General features: G+C 72.2%; 14 protein-coding genes. 9 read left to right on the top strand and 5 right to left on the bottom strand.

Going from position 1 to position 17,613, the window contains the following annotated elements; genetic code table 11:
* Positions 1–145: 145 nt before the first annotated feature.
* The gene (locus tag ABZ809_RS00270; protein ID WP_357560141.1) at positions 146–2,236 is read right to left on the bottom strand and encodes a SpoIIE family protein phosphatase; all 2,091 of its coding nucleotides are present in this window, start codon (positions 2,234–2,236) and stop codon (positions 146–148) included.
* A 303-nt stretch (positions 2,237–2,539) separates the two neighbouring features.
* Between ABZ809_RS00270 and ABZ809_RS00265 the strand changes: the two genes are divergently transcribed.
* Together ABZ809_RS00265 and ABZ809_RS00260 are read left to right on the top strand one after the other, a co-directional pair.
* Entirely contained in the window at positions 2,540–6,907 is a 4,368-nt protein-coding gene (locus ABZ809_RS00265; RefSeq protein ID WP_357560140.1) for a HAMP domain-containing protein, read from the top strand.
* Positions 6,904–7,458 (top strand): response regulator, encoded by a 555-nt coding sequence (locus tag ABZ809_RS00260; RefSeq protein WP_357560139.1) that lies wholly within the window; start codon positions 6,904–6,906, stop codon positions 7,456–7,458. The genes ABZ809_RS00265 and ABZ809_RS00260 overlap by 4 nt, the downstream gene beginning before the upstream one ends.
* Positions 7,459–7,628: 170 nt before the next feature.
* Here ABZ809_RS00260 and ABZ809_RS00255 read toward each other — a convergent pair whose 3' ends face one another.
* Positions 7,629–7,964, bottom strand: coding sequence for an STAS domain-containing protein (locus tag ABZ809_RS00255; protein ID WP_357560138.1), 336 nt, complete (start codon positions 7,962–7,964; stop codon positions 7,629–7,631).
* A 252-nt stretch (positions 7,965–8,216) separates the two neighbouring features.
* On the opposite strand from ABZ809_RS00255, the gene hemL reads away from it, so the two are divergent.
* The 6 genes from hemL (at position 8,217) to ccsB (ending at position 14,423) form a co-directional block, all read left to right on the top strand.
* The gene (hemL, locus tag ABZ809_RS00250; RefSeq protein ID WP_357560137.1) at positions 8,217–9,554 is read left to right on the top strand and encodes a glutamate-1-semialdehyde 2,1-aminomutase; all 1,338 of its coding nucleotides are present in this window, start codon (positions 8,217–8,219) and stop codon (positions 9,552–9,554) included.
* Positions 9,555–9,678: 124 nt separating this feature from the next.
* On the top strand, positions 9,679–10,326 hold the full coding sequence (locus ABZ809_RS00245; protein ID WP_357560136.1) for a histidine phosphatase family protein: 648 nt from the start codon (positions 9,679–9,681) through the stop codon (positions 10,324–10,326).
* The gene (locus tag ABZ809_RS00240; protein WP_357560135.1) at positions 10,326–10,901 is read left to right on the top strand and encodes a TlpA disulfide reductase family protein; all 576 of its coding nucleotides are present in this window, start codon (positions 10,326–10,328) and stop codon (positions 10,899–10,901) included. The genes ABZ809_RS00245 and ABZ809_RS00240 overlap by 1 nt, the downstream gene beginning before the upstream one ends.
* A complete protein-coding gene (locus ABZ809_RS00235) occupies positions 10,901–11,770 on the top strand; it encodes a cytochrome c biogenesis protein CcdA (protein WP_357560134.1) in 870 nt (289 codons plus the stop codon). Before ABZ809_RS00240 ends, ABZ809_RS00235 begins: the two co-directional genes overlap by 1 nt.
* Entirely contained in the window at positions 11,770–13,434 is a 1,665-nt protein-coding gene (locus tag ABZ809_RS00230) for a cytochrome c biogenesis protein ResB (RefSeq protein ID WP_357560133.1), read from the top strand. The genes ABZ809_RS00235 and ABZ809_RS00230 overlap by 1 nt, the downstream gene beginning before the upstream one ends.
* Positions 13,434–14,423, top strand: coding sequence for a c-type cytochrome biogenesis protein CcsB (gene ccsB, locus ABZ809_RS00225; protein ID WP_357560132.1), 990 nt, complete (start codon positions 13,434–13,436; stop codon positions 14,421–14,423). Before ABZ809_RS00230 ends, ccsB begins: the two co-directional genes overlap by 1 nt.
* 49 nt (positions 14,424–14,472) lie before the next feature.
* Here ccsB and ABZ809_RS00220 read toward each other — a convergent pair whose 3' ends face one another.
* On the bottom strand, positions 14,473–14,679 hold the full coding sequence (locus ABZ809_RS00220; RefSeq protein ID WP_357560131.1) for a hypothetical protein: 207 nt from the start codon (positions 14,677–14,679) through the stop codon (positions 14,473–14,475).
* A 155-nt stretch (positions 14,680–14,834) separates the two neighbouring features.
* Positions 14,835–15,311, bottom strand: coding sequence for a MarR family winged helix-turn-helix transcriptional regulator (locus tag ABZ809_RS00215; RefSeq protein WP_357560130.1), 477 nt, complete (start codon positions 15,309–15,311; stop codon positions 14,835–14,837).
* 113 nt (positions 15,312–15,424) lie between these two features.
* Here ABZ809_RS00215 and ABZ809_RS00210 point away from each other — a divergent pair, with 113 nt between their 5' ends.
* Entirely contained in the window at positions 15,425–15,985 is a 561-nt protein-coding gene (locus ABZ809_RS00210; RefSeq protein ID WP_357560129.1) for a carboxymuconolactone decarboxylase family protein, read from the top strand.
* A gap of 127 nt (positions 15,986–16,112) precedes the next feature.
* Here the strand turns inward: ABZ809_RS00210 and ABZ809_RS00205 are convergent, their stop codons facing one another.
* Positions 16,113–17,462 (bottom strand): hypothetical protein, encoded by a 1,350-nt coding sequence (locus ABZ809_RS00205; protein ID WP_357560128.1) that lies wholly within the window; start codon positions 17,460–17,462, stop codon positions 16,113–16,115.
* Positions 17,463–17,613 lie beyond the last annotated feature (151 nt).

Below are 17,613 nucleotides of genomic sequence, written 5' to 3'. Positions count from 1 at the left end.
GCGCCCTGCGCCCCGCGATCTTGCACTTCTTGCCCGGACGAATGGGGCATCTCGCTCAACTCGGGGGCTGAAAGTGCAAGATCGCGGGAGGTGGGCGGCGCGGGAAGGTCAGGGCGAGCACGACCGGCGTCAAGCGTCTGCGCGTTCAGGTGGCCTCGTTGCGGAGCACCAGGATGGCGATGTCGTCGCGGGGTGCCTCGGCCGAGAAGCCGATCGTCGTCGAGCGGAGCCGGGCCGCGATCACCTCGGCCGAGTAGCCGGCCAGCGGGGCGGCGGCGTCGCGCAGCCGCTCGGTGCCGAACAGTTCCCGGCCGCGCCGCCGCTCGGTGACCCCGTCGGTGTAGAAGATCAGCGAGTCGCCCGGGTCGAGCGGCACCACCGCCGTCGGTGAGGCGATCGAGTCGAGCAGGCCGAGCGCGGTGCCCCCGGTGCCGACGAAACGGGCCCGGCCGCCGGCGGAGACCAGCACCGGCCGGTCGTGGCCGGCGAGGTGCAGGGAGACCTCGAGCTGGCCGTTGTCGCCGGGGCCGACCGCCGCCAGCGCCAGCGTGCAGTAGCGCCCACCACCCCGCTCGAACAGCGTCTCGTTCACCCGGGCCAGCGCCTCCGGCAGCGGCTTGCCGTCGCCCACCAGCACCCGGATGACGTCGCGGACCAGGCCGGTGACCGTCGCCGCGTGCACTCCCTTGCCCGAGACGTCGCCGATCACCACCAGCCAGCGGCCGTCCGGCAGCGGCACCACGTCGTAGAAGTCGCCGCCGACGTCGACGTCGCCGCCGGTCGGGACGTACTCGGCGGCGAAGCCGATGCCCTCGACCACGGGCAGCGCCGGTGGCAGCAGCGACTGCTGGAGCGTGTGCGCGACCCGCCGGCGCTCGGCGTGGATCCGGGCGTTCTCGATCGCCAGCGCCGCCCGCCGGGCGACGTCCTCCACCACCGCGATCTCGTCCGGGTCGTGCCGGTGCCGCTGGTGCCGGCCGACGGCCAGGGTGCCCAGCCGCTGGCCCCGGGCGATCAGCGGCAGGGCGAAGCCCTCCATCGGCGCGCCGAGCGGTGTCTGGATGCCGTTGCGGGACACCTCGCGCAGCCGCGCCTGGACCGAGTCCGGGCCGGTCTCCTGGAGCACCTTGTGCAGTTGGGGCAGCACCGACTCGTCGGCGTGGCTGGCCGCCGCGAGGCGCAGCCGGCCCCACTCGTCGGTCGTGTGCACCGCGCACCACTGCCCGAGTCGGGGCACCACGAGCTGCGGGACGAGCGCCATGGTCAACTCGACGTCCAGCGACTGCGCGAGCAGTTCGCTGGCCTCGGCGAGGAAGGTGAGCCAGGCCCGGCGGCGGATGTCCGACCGGCGCAGCCGGTCGTTCTCCAGGTGCAGCGAGAGCCGCTCGGCCGTCAGCACGGCCAGCGGGCGGGCGTACGCCGAGGGGGCCGCGTCCAGCTCCAGTTCGCCGGCGTACGGTCGGTGCACGGCCAGCGGCACCCGAAGCAGCTCGTTGCCGGGCCGGGGCTGGCGACCGTACCGGGCCAGCACCTGGATGCCCTGTCCGTCGCCCCGGTCCAGCCGGACCAGCCCGCCGGCCGCGCCGACCATCTCCGCCACCCGGGTGAGCAGGCTGGTCGCGAACTCGGGCAGCGGATCCTCGGCGTACGGATCGGGGGTGGTCTGCATCAGCGCGCTCATCGCCCCGGCGCTCGGCGCGGAACCTTCCGGGGCCATGGCGGCGCCGCCCCCGGGGGTCGCCACGCCCGGCAGCGCAAGCCGGGTGGCCGCCGCGTTCCGGTCGCCCGTCGCCGGGCCGGGCCGGTCCAGCCGGAACCAGACGCCCTTGCCGGTGGGCAGGTAGGTGGTGCCCCAGCGGCTCGCGAAGTGGTCGACGAGCAGCAACCCGCGACCGCGTTCCGAGACCTCGCTGATGTCCGTGGCGGCGTTGCGGACGCCGACGGTCAGCTCCTCCACCGGGCCGCCCGCGAAGTCGGACACGGTGACGGTGAGCCCGCCCGCGTCGGCGATCACCTCGATGTCCAGCTCGGTGCGGGCGTGCTCCACCGCGTTGGTCGAGAGTTCCGTGGTCAGCAGCATGGCCTCGTTGGCCAGCTCGTCCAGGTCGGCCTCGGTCAGCACGGACCGCACGAGGGCCCGTGCCGCGGCTGGCGTACGGCGGTCGGCGGGAAGCCGGACGCGCCGGACGTGCTCGTCTCGGCCCCCGGTCGCCGCGGGCCCCGCCTCCGCTGACACCCCCGTATCCTCCACCGCCGTCCGTACGGGTGCCAAGCCGATGCCCGGGACCGGCCGCTCGTCGGGCGTGGCGCCGGCCCGCCGGAACCGGATGAACGGGGCGAAGGGAGCCGGGCCTTGCTGTCGACCTCCGGCCCGTGGCGAGGCGGTGGCCCGCGGCCGGAACGGCCGGTCGGGACGGGCGGCCGGGCCATCGCCCGGGCGTGGCGACCGGCCACGCGTTCGTGGCGTGGAGGCGGACGCGGGCACAATGATGGGATGGCCGGCGTCGGCAGGAGTCGGTGACCCCGAGCTGAGCGAGGAATGATGACGGCGAAACAGTCGGCGACCGCGGATCCCTCCGCGTCCGACCACGAGGCGCTCCTCGGTGAACTCACCGAGGCGTTGCGGCGGGTCCGCCGGGGTGACCTCAAGGTCCGCCTGCCCCGCCGGGCGGGGCAGGCAGGTGAGGTCGCGGACGCCTTCAACGAGGTGGTGTCGCTCCAGGAGCGGCAGTACCTCGACCTGCGGCGGATCAGCCGGATCGTCGGCCGGGACGGCCGGCTCACCGAGCGCCTGGACGACGAGGGCCTGGACGGGTCCTGGGCCGAGGGCCAGCGGGCGGTCAACTCGCTGATCGACGACCTGGGCCGGCCCACCACCGAGATCGCCCGGGTCATCGTCGCGGTCGCCGACGGCGACCTCTCCCAGCACATGGCCCTGGAGATCGACGGCCGGCCGCTGCGCGGCGAGTACCTGCGGATCGGTCGCACGGTCAACACCATGGTCGACCAGCTCTCGTCCTTCTCCAACGAGGTCACCCGGGTGGCCCGGGAGGTGGGCACCGAGGGCAAGCTGGGCGGCCAGGCCGACGTCCGGGGCGTCGCCGGCACCTGGAAGGACCTCACCGACTCGGTGAACACCATGGCGTCGAACCTGACCGGCCAGGTGCGGTCGATCTCACAGGTGGCGACGGCGGTGGCAAAGGGCGACCTGTCGCAGAAGATCACGGTCGGCGCGCGGGGCGAGGTCGCCGAGCTGGCCGACACGATGAACTACCTCACCGACACCCTGCGGCTCTTCGCCGAGCAGGTGACCCGGGTGGCCCGGGAGGTGGGCACCGAGGGCAAGCTGGGCGGCCAGGCCGAGGTGCCGAACGTGGCCGGCACCTGGAAGGACCTGACCGACAGCGTCAACTCGATGGCGTCGAACCTGACGGCCCAGGTGCGCAACATCGCCCAGGTCTCCACGGCGGTGGCCCGGGGCGACCTGTCGCAGAAGATCACCGTGGCGGCGCAGGGCGAGATCCTGGAGCTGAAGGACACCGTCAACACGATGGTGGACCAGTTGTCGTCGTTCGCCGACGAGGTCACTCGGGTGGCGCGCGAGGTGGGCATCGAGGGCAAGCTGGGCGGTCAGGCCCAGGTGCGCGGCGTCTCCGGCACCTGGCGTGACCTGACCGAGAACGTCAACCAGCTCGCCGGCAACCTGACCAGCCAGGTCCGCAACATCTCCCAGGTCTCGACGGCGGTGGCCCGGGGTGACCTGTCGCAGAAGATCACGGTGGACGCGCAGGGCGAGATCCTGGAGCTGAAGAACACCGTCAACACGATGGTGGACCAGTTGTCGTCGTTCGCCGACGAGGTCACCCGGGTCGCGCGCGAGGTGGGTACGGAGGGCAAGCTGGGCGGTCAGGCCCAGGTGAAGGGCGTCTCGGGTACGTGGCGGGACCTGACCGACAACGTGAACTCGATGGCGTCGAACCTGACGTCGCAGGTGCGCAACATCGCCTCGGTCACCACGGCGGTGGCGAAGGGTGACCTGTCGCAGAAGATCACGGTGGATGCCCGGGGCGAGATCCTGGAGCTGAAGTCCACGGTGAACACGATGGTGGACCAGTTGTCGTCGTTCGCCGACGAGGTCACGCGGGTGGCCCGTGAGGTGGGTACGGAGGGCAAGCTGGGCGGTCAGGCCCAGGTGCGGGGCGTCGCCGGCACCTGGCGGGACCTGACCGACAACGTGAACTCGATGGCGTCGAACCTGACGGCCCAGGTACGCAACATCGCCCAGGTCTCGACCGCCGTGGCGAAGGGCGATCTCTCGCAGAAGATCACGGTGGACGCGCAGGGCGAGATCCTGGAGCTGAAGTCCACGGTGAACACGATGGTGGACCAGTTGTCGTCGTTCGCCGACGAGGTCACGCGGGTGGCCCGTGAGGTGGGTACGGAGGGCAAGCTGGGCGGTCAGGCCCAGGTGAAGGGCGTCTCGGGCACCTGGCGGGACCTGACCGACAACGTGAACTCGATGGCGTCGAACCTGACGTCGCAGGTGCGCAACATCGCCTCGGTCACCACGGCGGTGGCGAAGGGCGATCTCTCGCAGAAGATCACGGTGGACGCGCAGGGCGAGATCCTGGAGCTGAAGTCCACGGTGAACACGATGGTGGACCAGCTGTCGTCGTTCGCCGACGAGGTGACCCGGGTCGCGCGCGAGGTGGGTACGGAGGGCAAGCTGGGCGGTCAGGCCCAGGTCAAGGGCGTCTCGGGCACCTGGCGGGACCTCACCGAGAACGTGAACCAGCTCGCCTCGACCCTCACCACCCAGCTGCGCGCCATCGCGCAGGTCTCCACCTCGGTGACCCGGGGCGACCTGACCCAGCGGATCGCGGTCAAGGCGCAGGGCGAGGTCGCCGAGCTGAAGGACAACATCAACCAGATGATCGTCACCCTGCGGGAGACGACCAAGAAGAACGCCGAGCAGGGCTGGCTCGACTCCAACCTGGCCCGCATCGGCGGCCTGCTCCAGGGGCAGCGCGACCTCGGCGAGGTCTGCCGCATGATCATGATGGAGGTGACCCCGCTGGTCGACGCGCAGCTCGGCGCGTTCTTCCTGGCGGACACCTCCGAGGGGGTGATGCGGCTGCGACTGACCGCCTCGTACGGCTACGTCGCCCGTGGCCACGAGGTCACCTTCGGCCCGGGCGAGGGACTGGTCGGCCAGGCCGCCCTCTCCCGCCGCACGATCCGGATGGGCGGGGCGCCGGACGGGAAGCTGATGCTCCGCTCCGGGCTCGCCGAGACCCCGCCGACCGACCTGGTCGTGCTGCCCGTCCTCTTCGAGGGCGAGCTGCTCGGGGTCATCGAGTTCGCCAGCGTGGCGGCCTTCTCCGAGCTGCACCTGTCGTTCCTGGAGCGGCTCGTGCTGACCACCGGCATCGCGGTCAACACCATCCAGGCCAACCGGCGTACGGAGGAGCTGCTCGCGCAGTCCCAGCGGCTCGCCCACGAGTTGCAGGAGCAGTCCGCCGAACTCCAGCGCACCAACGCCGAGCTGGAGGACAAGGCGCAACTGCTCTCGGAACAGAAGGGCAACATCGAGACGAAGAACCGGGAGATCGAGCTGGCCCGGCTCGGCCTGGAGGACAAGGCCCAGCAGCTCACCCGGGCGTCGGCGTACAAGTCGGAGTTCCTGGCCAACATGAGCCACGAGCTGCGTACGCCGTTGAACTCGCTGCTGCTGCTGGCCCGGCTGCTGGCCGAGAACTCGGAGCGGAACCTCACGCCGAAGCAGATCGAGTTCGCCCGGACGATCCACGGGGCCGGCTCCGACCTGCTGTCGCTGATCGACGACATCCTGGACCTGTCCAAGATCGAGGCGGGCCGGATGGACGTCGAGCCCACCGAGGTCCGGTTCGACGAGATCCGTGGCTACGTGGAGCAGGCGTTCGCGCCGCAGGCCGAGGAGAAGAACCTGGACTTCCAGGTGCGGATCAGCAAGGACCTGCCGGCCGCGTTGGTCACCGACGCCCAGCGCCTCCAGCAGATCCTGCGCAACCTGCTCTCCAACGCCGTCAAGTTCACCGACAACGGCGCGGTGACGCTGCGGATCGCACCGGCGCCCGACACCGTGGTCTTCGACGTACCGGCGCTGACCAACGCGCGGCAGGTCATCGCGTTCACGGTGGTCGACACCGGCATCGGCATCTCGGACGACAAGCTGTCGCTGATCTTCGAGGCGTTCCAGCAGGCCGACGGCACCACCAGCCGCCGGTACGGCGGCACGGGGCTGGGGCTGTCGATCAGCCGGGACCTGGCCCGGCTGCTGGGTGGCAGCATCGTGGTGTCGTCGGCGCCCGGCCAGGGCTCCACGTTCACCCTCTTCGTGCCGGACGTGCTCGCCCCGGACGCGGTGGTCGCGCCGCTGCCGCCGTCGCCGGCCCGGGCCGGGCTGCCGTCCTCGCTGCTGATGCCGCCGCCGGAGCTGCCCGAGCCGGCCTCCACGCCGGCCACCCGGCTGCTGGACGGCGCCACCGTGTTGATCATCGACGACGACGTCCGGAACGTCTTCGCGCTGACGAGTGCGTTGGAACTGCACGGGTTGACCGTGTTGTACTCGGACAACGGGGCGGACGGCGTCCGCCTGCTGGCCGAGCATCCGGAGGTGGACATCGTCTTGATGGACGCGATGATGCCCGACCAGGACGGCTACGAGACGACCCGACAGATCCGGCGCAACCACCGGTTCGCCGACCTGCCCATCGTCTTCCTCACCGCAAAGGCCATGCCCGGCGACCGCGAGTCGGCGCTGGCGGCTGGAGGAAGCGACTACATCACCAAGCCCGTCGACCTGGATGAGTTGATCGAGCTCATGTCGTCCTGGATCAGCGGACGCCGAACCGAGGAGAGTCCGTGACCCAGATGGCGAAGGCGCTGCTGGTGGACGACCGCCGGGAAAATCTGATGGCGCTGGAGGCGATCCTCCAGGGCCTGCCGGTGCAGTCGGTCGCCGTGGAGAGCGGTGAGGCGGCGCTGAAACAGCTGCTGGTCGACGACTTCGCGGTGATCCTGCTGGACGCGCAGATGCCCGACATGGACGGCTTCGAGACGGCCAGCCACATCAAGCGGCGCGAGCGTACCCGGCACGTGCCGATCATCTTCCTGACCGCCGCCGACCGGGACGCCCAGCTCGCGTTGCGCGGTTACGCGGTCGGCGCGGTCGACTACCTGACCAAGCCGTTCGACCCGTGGGTGCTGCGGGCCAAGGTGTCGGTCTTCGTCGAGCTGTGGGTGAAGACCCGGCAGCTGGCAGCCCAGTCGGACCTGGTGCGGGAACGCGACGCCCAGTGGCGGGTGCTGACCGACGCGGTCGACGAGGCCACCGCGCTGCTGGCCACCGACGACCCGGACGCCCGCGACCGCGCCATCCACCTCCTGGAACAAGCCCGCTGGACCAACACCCCCTAACCCCAACCCCTTAACCCCAACCCCCCCTCCCCGCCCCCTCCCGGCGGCGTCGATCTTGCACTTTGTGCCCGGGCGAAACGGCTGCAAACGGGCAATCAGAGGGCCAAAAGTGCAAGATCGACGCTGAGAAAGCGCGGGCGGCGGGGAGGGGAGGGGAGGGCGGGGAGGGGTCAGCCCGTGGTCTGGTCGTTGCGGATCATCAGGGCGCTGCGGAGGCCGGTGATGTCCAGTACGCGGAGCAGGAAGTCGCCCACGTTTGTCAGCATCAGGAGGCTCTGCGCGTGGCTGGCCTTGCGGCTGAGTACGACGAGGGTGCCCAGCCCCTGCGAGTCGCAGAAGGTGACCCCGCCGAGGTCGAGGACGATCCGGGGAGGCGGGTCGGCGAGCACCTCGTTGACGACGGTCGACAGTTGGGCGGCCGTGAGCATGTCGATCTCACCGGCCAGGCGAAGCACTGCTTCGTCGCCCGCCCGGTGTAGCGTGATGGACAGTTCGGCACGATCCACCGGATCAGCCTATCGCGATCTGGGTGACGCGGCCTGTCGAGCGGTGCTGGCGGCACCACCGCCACAATCGCCGCCCCGGTGAGCGCCGGTGAGGGCTGCGCCCGGGGTGTCGATCCCCGGCCCGATGCTGGCCCCGGCGGGCCGCTGTCGCCCTGTACGGGACGTCGGAGCAGGCCGGCCCGGGTGAGCCTGGTAACCCCAGTGCGGGGTGCCTGCCGATTCGCCCGCCGACGCTGACACAATGGCGGCATCGTGACCGATATGTTTCCCGCCGGGTCGGGCCGCTACGCGGCCGACGCGCCGGCCTCCGAGGCCCTGTTCGACCGCGCCAAGGCCATCGTGCCCGGCGGGGTGAACTCCCCCGTGCGTGCCTTCCGCGCCGTCGGCGGCACACCACGCTTCATGGTCCGGGGGGAGGGGCCCTGGCTCTACGACGCCGACGACCGGCGCTACGTCGACCTGGTCTCCTCCTGGGGCCCGCTGATCCTCGGCCACGCCCACCCCGAGGTCGTGGAGGCGATCAGGTCGGCCGCGACGCGGGGCACCAGCTTCGGCACCCCCACCCCGGGCGAGGTCGAGCTGGCGGCCGAGATCGTCGACCGCACCCCGGTGGAGCAGGTCCGGCTGGTCAACTCCGGCACCGAGGCGACCATGTCGGCGATCCGGCTGGCCCGTGGGTTCACCGGCCGTCCCCGGATCGTCAAGTTCTCCGGTTGCTACCACGGGCACTCCGACGGCCTCCTGGCCGCCGCCGGCTCGGGGGTGGCCACCCTCGGCCTGCCCGACTCGCCGGGCGTGACCGGCGCGGCGGCGGGCGACACGATCGTGCTGCCGTACAACGACATCGCCGCCGTGGAGCAGGCGTTCGCCGCCGAGGGTCAGCACATCGCCGCGATCATCACCGAGGCCGCCGCCGGCAACATGGGCGTGGTGGCCCCGCGCGACGGCTTCAACTCCCAGCTCGCCCGGATCGCGCACGCGCACGGGGCGCTGCTCATCGTCGACGAGGTGATGACCGGGTTCCGGGTCTCCCGCGCCGGTTGGCACGGCCTCGACCCCTCCGACGCCGACCTGTGGACGTACGGCAAGGTCATGGGTGGTGGGCTGCCGGCCGCGGCGTTCGGCGGGCGCGCGGAGATCATGGAGCGACTGGCCCCCGCCGGCCCGGTCTACCAGGCCGGCACCCTCTCCGGTAACCCGCTGGCCTGCGCCGCGGGCCTGGCCACCCTGCGGCTGGCCGACGACGCGCTCTACCGCAAACTCGACGAGACGGCCGCCGTCGTGGGCCGGCTCGCCGCCGACGCGCTCGCCGCCGCCGGTGTCCCGCACCGGCTGTCGTACGCGGGGAACATGTTCTCGATCTTCTTTACCGACGCCGACGTGGTCGACTACGACAGCGCCCGCACCCAGCAGGTGCCGGCGTTCAAGGCGTTCTTCCACGCGATGCTCGCCAGCGGTGTCTACCTTCCGCCGAGCGCGTTCGAGGCGTGGTTCGTGTCGGCGGCGCTGGACGACGCCGCTCTGGAGCAGATCGCCGCCGCACTGCCGGCGGCGGCCAACGCGGCGGCATCGGCCGGTCACGGGGGGTAGCGGTGAGTGCGAGGAGTGAGCCGGGTTTGCGAGCCCCGCAGTCGCGAACGAAGGGCGTTGCGGTGAGCGCGAGGAGTGAGCCGGGTTTGCGAGCCCCGCAGTCGCGAGCGAAGGGGGTGCAGCAGTGAGCAAGACGGTGGTCCACGTGCTGCGGCACGGCGAGGTGCACAACCCGGACGGCATCCTCTACGGCCGGTTGCCGGGTTTCCGGCTCTCCGAGCTGGGCGTGCAGATGGCCAAGGCCGCCGCGCAGGGGCTGGCCGAGCGGGAGGTCGTGCACGTGGTGGCCAGCCCGCTGGAACGCGCCCAGCAGACGGCCGAGCCGATCGCCGGGCAGTTCGGGCTGCCGGTCGGCGTGGACGAGCGGCTCATCGAGAGCGCCAACTGGTTCGAGGGCAAGAAGGTCTCTCCCGGCGACGGCTCGTTCCGCGACCCGCGCAACTGGTGGGTGCTGCGGGACCCGGTCACCCCGTCCTGGGGCGAGGCGTACCGCGCCATCGCGGAGCGGATGTTCGCCGCCCTGCACGCCGCGCGGGTGGCCGCCGAGGGACGCGAGGCCGTGCTGGTCTCGCACCAGCTCCCGATCTGGACGCTACGCCGGTACGTCGAGCGCAAGCGGCTCTGGCACGACCCGCGTCGTCGCCAGTGCGGGCTGGCCAGTCTCACCTCGTTCCACTTCGACGGCGCGAAGGTGGTCGGCATCGGTTACTCCGAGCCGGCGGCGCACCTGATCGCGCTGTCGGCGACGGCCCGGACCGCCAAGGGGGCCTGATGACCGCCCGGAGGTGGACCGCGGGTCTGCTCGCCGCCGTCGCGGCGGTGGCGCTGGCCGGCTGCTCGTCGCGGGACCGCGAGGAGGACTGCGGCAACCGGGACGGCATCATCGAGTGCGCCCCCGACCAGCGGTCCGCCGCCCCGAAGCTCGCCGGTGAGCTGCTCACCGGCGGCAGCCACGACGTGGCCAGCGACCGTGGCCAGGTCGTGGTGGTCAACTTCTGGGGCTCGTGGTGCGCGCCGTGCCGGGCCGAGGCGGACGACCTGGAGAACACCTACCAGGCCACGAAGGCCTCCGGGGTCACCTTCCTGGGCATCAACGTCCAGGACGAGCGGGACAAGGCGCTCGCCTTCGAGAAGAGCTTCGGCGTCACCTACCCGAGCCTCTTCGACCCGCCGAGCCGGCTGGCGCTCGCCCTGGACATCGCGCCGAACACCGTCCCGGCCACCGTCGTGCTGGACCGCGACGGCCGGATCGCCGTGGTGATCCGCGCGGCGGTGAAGCAGGAGGGCCTCCAGCCCATCGTCGAGCGGATCGCGGCCGAGCAGCCGGCGCCCAACAGGTCCCGCTGATGGGCGAGACGTTCGAGCAACTCGCCCAGTCGGGTCCGCTGCTGCTCGCCATCGGCGCGGCGGCGCTCGCCGGGCTGGTCAGCTTCCTCTCCCCGTGCGTGCTCCCGCTGGTGCCCGGCTACCTGTCGTACGTCACCGGCCTCGCCGGCGCGGACCTCGAAACCCGCCGCCCGCAGGTCAGGAAGGGCCCCCCGCCATCGGATCCGGTAGCGGAAGGTGCCCTTCCTGACACCGAGGGCGGCAGCGGCGGGGTGGCGGTGCGGGAGCGCGCCGAGCCGGCCGCCGCCTCGGTCAAGGGGCGGGTGCTGGCCGGCACGCTGCTGTTCATCGGCGGCTTCAGCGTCGTCTTCACCGCCACCGCGATCCTCTTCGCCAGCGTCGGCAGGGTCTTCTTCGAGTACGGGCGGGCGCTGGAGATCGTCGTCGGCGTGTTGATCGTCGTGCTCGGGCTGAGCTACCTCGGGCTGGTCCCGGGGTTGCAGCGGGAGTTCCGGATCCAGCGGCTGCCCGCCGCCGGGCTGTGGGGCGCGCCGGTGTTCGGCGCGGTCTTCGCGCTCAGCTGGGTGCCCTGTGCCGGCCCGACGCTCGGCGCGGTGATGGGCATGGCCGCCGTCGGCGGGCAGACCGACCGGGCCGTGGTGCTCGCCCTGGCGTACTGCCTGGGGCTGGGGGTGCCGTTCGTCGTCTTCGGGTTGGGCTTCGAACGCCTGCTCGGGGTGTTCCGCGCCGTCCGGCGCAACAGCAGGTGGGTCACCGGGGTGGGTGGCGCGCTGCTGATCCTGATCGGCCTCGCCCTGGTCACCGGCGGCTGGACGGACTTCGTGATCTGGTTGCGGGGCATGGTCGGGGTGGGCGAGGTGAGCATCTGATGACCGCCGTCGACGAGCGTCCGGCACCGCCGGCCGAGGCGCCCCGCCGCCGGCCCAACCGCCTGCTCGCCCTGCTGCGCAACTCGTGGCGGCAGCTCACCAGCATGCGTACGGCCCTGGTGCTGCTCTTCCTGCTCGCGGTGGCCGCCATCCCCGGCTCGGTGCTGCCGCAGCGCGGGGTCAACCCGGAGGACGTACGGGACTACTTCACCGCGCACCCCGACCTGGCCCCGGTCCTGGACCGGATCGGCGCCTTCGAGGCGTTCGGCTCGGTCTGGTTCTCCGCGATCTACCTGCTGCTCTTCACCTCGCTGATCGGCTGCATCACGCCCCGGCTACGCGACCACGTGCGGGCGCTGCGGTCGAAGCCGCCGGCCGCGCCGAAGCGGCTGGACCGGCTGCCGCAGCACGCGGTGCTGCCCGCGCCGGAGGGCGGCGCGGCGGCGATCGCGGAGACGCTGCGCCGGCGACGCTGGCGGGTGGTGGTTCGCGGCGACGAGGTCTCCGCCGAGAAGGGCTACCTCAAGGAGACCGGCAACCTGCTCTTCCACAGCTCGCTGGTGGTCGTGCTGGTCGGCGTCGCGCTCGGCTCGTGGTACGGCTGGAGCGGCAACAAGCTGCTGGTGGCCGGCGCGGACAACGCGTTCTGCAACACCCGGCAGCAGTACGCCGAGAGCAAGATCGGCCCCCGGGTCAGCAGCGCCGACCTGCCCGGCTTCTGCATCCAGCTCGACGACTTCGACGCCCGGTTCCTGGAGTCCGGTCAGCCGGAGTTCTTCAACGCCGAGGTGACCGTGGACGAGGCCGACGGCGCGCGGCGGCCGGCCGAGTTCTCGGTCAACTCGCCGCTGCGCCTCGACGGCGCGAACGTCTACCTGCTGGGCCACGGCTACGCCCCGGTGATCCGCTACACCGACCGGTTCGGCAAGAGCCAGACCAGCGACTTCCCGTTCCTGACCACCGGCGACGTCGGGCTGACCAGCGAGGGCCTCGCCGCCTTCCCGGACGTCAACGTCGACCCGGCCACCGGCAGCCGGAACCCGGATCTCCAGATGGCGTTCTCCGGCCTCTACCTGCCGACCGCGCCCGCCGCCGCGCCGTTCGCGCGTTCCGAGTACCCGACGGAGCGCAATCCCGCGCTGAACCTCGTCGCCTACCGGGGCAACCTGGGCATGGACGCCGGCATCCCCGGCTCGGTCTACGAGCTGGACCAGCGGCAGGTGCGGGCCGGCAAGGTCAAGGAGGTCGGCACCAAGCTGCTCCGCAAGGGCGAGACGTGGACGCTGGACGACGGCACCACTGTCGAGTTCCTGGGTACCGTCCCGTACATCACGCTGTCGGTCCGGTACGACCCCGGCGCGACGCTGCTGCTGGTCAGCTCCGCCGTCCTGCTGGTCGGGCTGATGGGCTCGCTCTTCGGCCGGCGTCGCCGGGTCTTCTTCCGGGTGCTGCCGGCCGGTGCCGCCGACCCCACGAGTGGATCTCCGACGGGCGGTAGTAGTTTGGTCGAGGCCGGTGGCCTGCCGCGCACCGACCATCCCGGGTTCGCCGAGGAGTTCACGCAGCTCGTGGCCGCGATCGGCGGCGACGGGCGACCGGCCGGTGCGGCCGGTGTCGATCGTGACGGCGGCGACGGGGCCGGAGCGCGAGAAGGAGTCGAGTGATGTCCGCACTCTCCGACCAGCTGGTGTCGTTCGCGATCCTGGCGTACCTGGTCGCGATGATCAGTCACGCCGTCGAGTACGCGCTCGGCAACTCCCGCGGCCGGATCACCGCGGCGCCCGCGCGGGAACTGGTCGGCGCGGCCGTGGGCGGGGGCGCGAGCACCACCGGAGGCGTGGGCGCGCAGGCGCCGGCCGTGACCGGTGACCCGGCCGCCGAGCGCACCGCCCGACGGGCCCGGCTGGCCGGCCTGGTGGCCGTCGCGGCCACCGCGCTCGGGGTACTGCTGCACCTCGGTGCGCTGGTCACGCGCGGCATCGCCGCCGACCGGATGCCCTGGGGCAACATGTACGAGTTCGTGCTCACGGGCACCTGGATCGGTGCCGCCGCCTGGCTGGCGGTGCTCTGGAAGCGGCCGCAGCTGCGCCGCCTCGGGCTGTTCCTGTCGCTGGTGATGGTGCTGCTGGTGGCCATCGCCGAGCTGGTGCTCTACACGCCGATCGTGCCGCTGGTGCCGGCGCTCAACTCGTACTGGTTCGTCATCCACGTCTCGACGATCGTCTTCGCCTCCGGCATCTTCCTGCTGGGCGCGGTGCCGGCGGCGGCGTTCCTGATGCGTTCCGGCTACGAGCGGGGCAAGCGGAGCTTCCCGTACACGCTGGCGAAGCGGCTGCCGGCGGCGGCCGCGCTGGAGCGGCTGACCTTCGTGCTGCACGCCTTCGCGTTCCCGGTCTTCACCTTCGCGGTGATCGCCGGGGCGATCTGGGCCGAGGCGGCCTGGGGGCGGCCCTGGGGCTGGGACCCGAAGGAGACCTGGTCGTTCATCTCCTGGGTGATCTACGCCGGCTACCTCCACGCCCGGGCCACCCCGAGCGTGAAGCGGAACGTGGCGACCTGGCTCGCCATCGTCGGCTTCCTCACCATGCTGATGAACCTGTTCGGCGTGAACATCTTCTTCGAGGGCCTGCACTCGTACGGCGGCCTGGACTGAAACACCGTCGCCTGCACCTCGTAGAACTACGCTCATAAGAACTGTGGTTCTACTTTCTCGGCCCCGGGCGACGCAGGCGAAGGGTCTCGTCGACTCTCAAGGTGACCTGGTAGGCGACCTCGGGCACGTCGGCCAGCTCGATGCGCTCGGCGCGCAGCGCGAGTTGGGCGTGCAGTTCGCGGGCGACGGCGTCCCGCAGCTCGGTCAGTAGTGGCGACAGCCCGTCCGGGTCGCCGACGACATAGGCGTCCGACATGCGTCGACCCTGCACCCGTTCACCAGCGCCCGCCAGAGCCGGTGACATTTGTCGCCGGCTGGCGATCTTTCCTGGCTGGCGGGCACAGCCTCCTGTGGCGGCGCGGCGTCAGAGGCGATCGGCGCGGCCCGGGGCGCACGGCCCCCGGGGGCGGGTCAGCCGCCGAACCAGCCGGGCACGTCGAGGCGGAACGGGTCGGTCGGAGTGACCGCCCGCAGGTCGTCCTCCAGCGCGGCCACCCGGTCGGGGCCGAGAGTGGCGATCCACCGGTGCCGCAACCCGTCGAAGATGGCCGCCGAGCGGCGCAGGCCGTCCAGGCCGTGCGGGGTCATCCGGACCAGCTTGCGCCGGGCGTCGCGCGGGTCGTCGGCGCGCTCCAGGTAGCCGAGCGCGACCAGCCGGTCCACCGTCTTGCCGGCGGCCTGTTTGGAGACGGCCAGTCGTTGGCCCAGCTCGGTGGCGGTGGTGCCCTCGCCGCCGACGGCCTGGAGGACGAAGCCGTGCAGTGGCCGCAGCTCCGGGTGCCCCTGCCGGGCCAGCTCCGCGTGCAGATCGTCGATGAGCGTACGGAAGCCGGCCAGCAGCAACAGGGGCAGCAGGAAGCCGGGACGGTCGGGGTCAGCCGTTGTCACGTTCGACAACCTGGTTTACTATTTCGACAACCACGTTGACGATTCTACGTCACGCACGGCGCGTCGCCGATCGGGCCGCGCCGACCGTTCCCGACCCCGAGAGCAGGTCACCCGTGTCCCCGTTCACCGCGCACACCGTCGACACCGCCCCCGCCGCCGCGCGGCCGACCATCGAGGGGGTACGCCGCAAGCTCGGACACCTGCCCGCCGCGGTCGGCCTGATGGCCGAGTCCCCGGAGTTACTCAAGGGATTCCTCACCGTCAACGGCATCTTCGAGAGCTGCGGGCTCGCCCCGATCGAGCGGGAGGTCGTCGTGCTGACGGTCGCCACCCGCAACGAGTGCCACCTCTGCGTCGCGATGCACACCGCCACCCTGACCCGGCACGGTGCCGCGCCCGAGCTGATCGACGCGCTGCGCGCCGGCACGCCCCTGCCCGACTGCCGGCTGGAGGCGCTGCGGCGGTTCACCGTCGCCGTGCTCGACCACCGGGGCGCGGTGCCCGAGGACGGGATCACCGCCTTCCTGTCGGCCGGCTATGAGCCCCGGCACGCCCTGGACGTGGTGCTCGGCGTCGGGACGTACACCGTCTCGACCTTCGCCAACCGGCTCACCGGCGCGCCGCTCGACCCGCCCGTGGCGGCGTACGCCTGGGAGCCCGCCGGCCCTGTCTGATCGCTGACCGACCGACCTCCGGGGCCGGTTTGAGAGTGCGGTGGGCCAGCAGGCCGGCCACCGGGTGGGCCCCGGTGGCCGGCCCTCTCCGTCGGGCTCTACCTACCCGACGGAGGCGGAGACCGGGTCAGCCGAGGGTGACCGGGGCGGCGTTGTTGGCCGGGTTGTCGTCCGGACGCGGGTATTCGCAGTACACCCGGACCTCGCCGGGGGCGCCCGCCGGCCCGTCGATCCGCAGGTCGAACGGAGCCGTGAAGCTCTGCCCGGCGGGGAACACGGTCCCCTGGTAGCAGACCCAGGCCGTCGGAGCGCCGCCCTCGTCGTCGCCGGTCGGCCCGCAGCCGGTCGGCCTGGCCAGCACGGTCACTCCGGCCGGCGGGGTGAAGATGAACGCGCCGGCGTGGCCGCCGGAAACGGTGTCGTCCGGCACGCCCGGACCGTCGTTGCGGATCCCCACGGTCACCCGGACGGTGTCACCGACGGCACCGGTGACGGTGGCACCCTCCGCGACGATGTCGAAGGCGCCGCGGATGTCGCGCAGGTAGGTCCCGCCGCCCGCGCCGTTGCCGGTGACCGGATCGAGCGGCTCGCCGACCGGCCGCAGCCGGAGCGCACGGTCGGCCTCCCGGCGGGTCAGCCGCACGTTGCCGGGCAGCGGCCCCGCCGTGGCCCGCGGCTCCACGAACTGGCTGATGCGCTTGTCGCCGAGAGCGGCCGGGCCGACCGTGGTGGTGAAGCCGTGTCGCAGCTCGTGCCGGATCCCTGGCGCGAAGGTGCCCCGAAGGGTGCAGACCACCACCGTGGCGAGCACGGTGTCGGTGCCGTACCGGCAGTTCCGGTAGCTGGCGGGGAGCAGGCCCACCGGGAAGCGGAAGGTCACCCTGAGGTCCTCGACCGGCTGGTCACCGGCGTTGACCACGACCACGGGCACGTCGCGGACGTCGCCGACCTCGGTGCCCGGGACGTACTCGTCGACCAGGTCGACCAGGTCGGGGCCGGACCGCACGCTGATGGTCGCCTGCTGGGTGCGCGGCTCCAGTCCCTCGGCCCGCAACGTGTAGTCCAGCGTGCCGGTCGCGCCGTCGACGGCGCCGGGCGCGGCGCGGAACACCACCGGCACGATGCCGTTGACGGTGCCGTACTCGTCCGGCGTCGCCCCCGGCGGCATCGGGCAGGTCACCGAGGTGCCCTCGGCGACACACCAGTCGGGGAAGCTGGCCGTGACGACGCCGGTGAGGCCGGTCACGTCGACGGTGACCCGGGGGTCGGTCGCGCCGGTGCTGGTCAGGCTCAGCGGCGCCGTCCGGCCGGGCGCACCGGGCGCGCCGACGGTGAGGTCGTTGAACCAGCCGTTGATCTGGCCGGGGTCGGTCCGGGCGACGGCGGGAGCGGCCGCCGCGCCCGCCCCCGCCGTGACCACGGCCAGCACGGTCAGGGCGCGCAGAATGCCGCCGCGCGGAACGCGCACAGAATCCATCGATCTCCTTCGTGGGTGGGCCGAGCCAGAGCCGCGCGGTGGGGCACCACCACCGACTCGATCGGCAAACTTTGATCCTAGTGATCGCGGGCAGCCCGGTCCGGTACGCCGAAGGTCGATTCCGATCGCGTCGACCCTCGATGCCCGGCGG

The sequence above is a fragment of the Micromonospora sp. NPDC047074 genome (assembly GCF_040643815.1).
In the GTDB taxonomy this organism is placed as follows: Bacteria; Actinomycetota; Actinomycetes; order Mycobacteriales; family Micromonosporaceae; genus Micromonospora.
This window is presented reverse-complemented; position numbering and strand designations above follow the sequence as displayed.

Bases quoted from the DNA above. Each gene is read 5' to 3' on its own strand.
- ABZ809_RS00240 (WP_357560135.1), top strand. From the start codon at position 10,326: ATGACCGCCCGGAGGTGGACCGCGGGTCTGCTCGCCGCCGTCGCGGCG.
- ABZ809_RS00265 (WP_357560140.1), top strand. From the start codon at position 2,540: ATGATGACGGCGAAACAGTCGGCGACCGCGGATCCCTCCGCGTCCGAC.
- ccsB (WP_357560132.1), top strand. From the start codon at position 13,434: ATGTCCGCACTCTCCGACCAGCTGGTGTCGTTCGCGATCCTGGCGTAC.
- ABZ809_RS00220 (WP_357560131.1), bottom strand. From the start codon at position 14,679: ATGTCGGACGCCTATGTCGTCGGCGACCCGGACGGGCTGTCGCCACTA.
- ABZ809_RS00235 (WP_357560134.1), top strand. From the start codon at position 10,901: ATGGGCGAGACGTTCGAGCAACTCGCCCAGTCGGGTCCGCTGCTGCTC.
- ABZ809_RS00230 (WP_357560133.1), top strand. From the start codon at position 11,770: ATGACCGCCGTCGACGAGCGTCCGGCACCGCCGGCCGAGGCGCCCCGC.
- ABZ809_RS00205 (WP_357560128.1), bottom strand. From the start codon at position 17,462: ATGGATTCTGTGCGCGTTCCGCGCGGCGGCATTCTGCGCGCCCTGACC.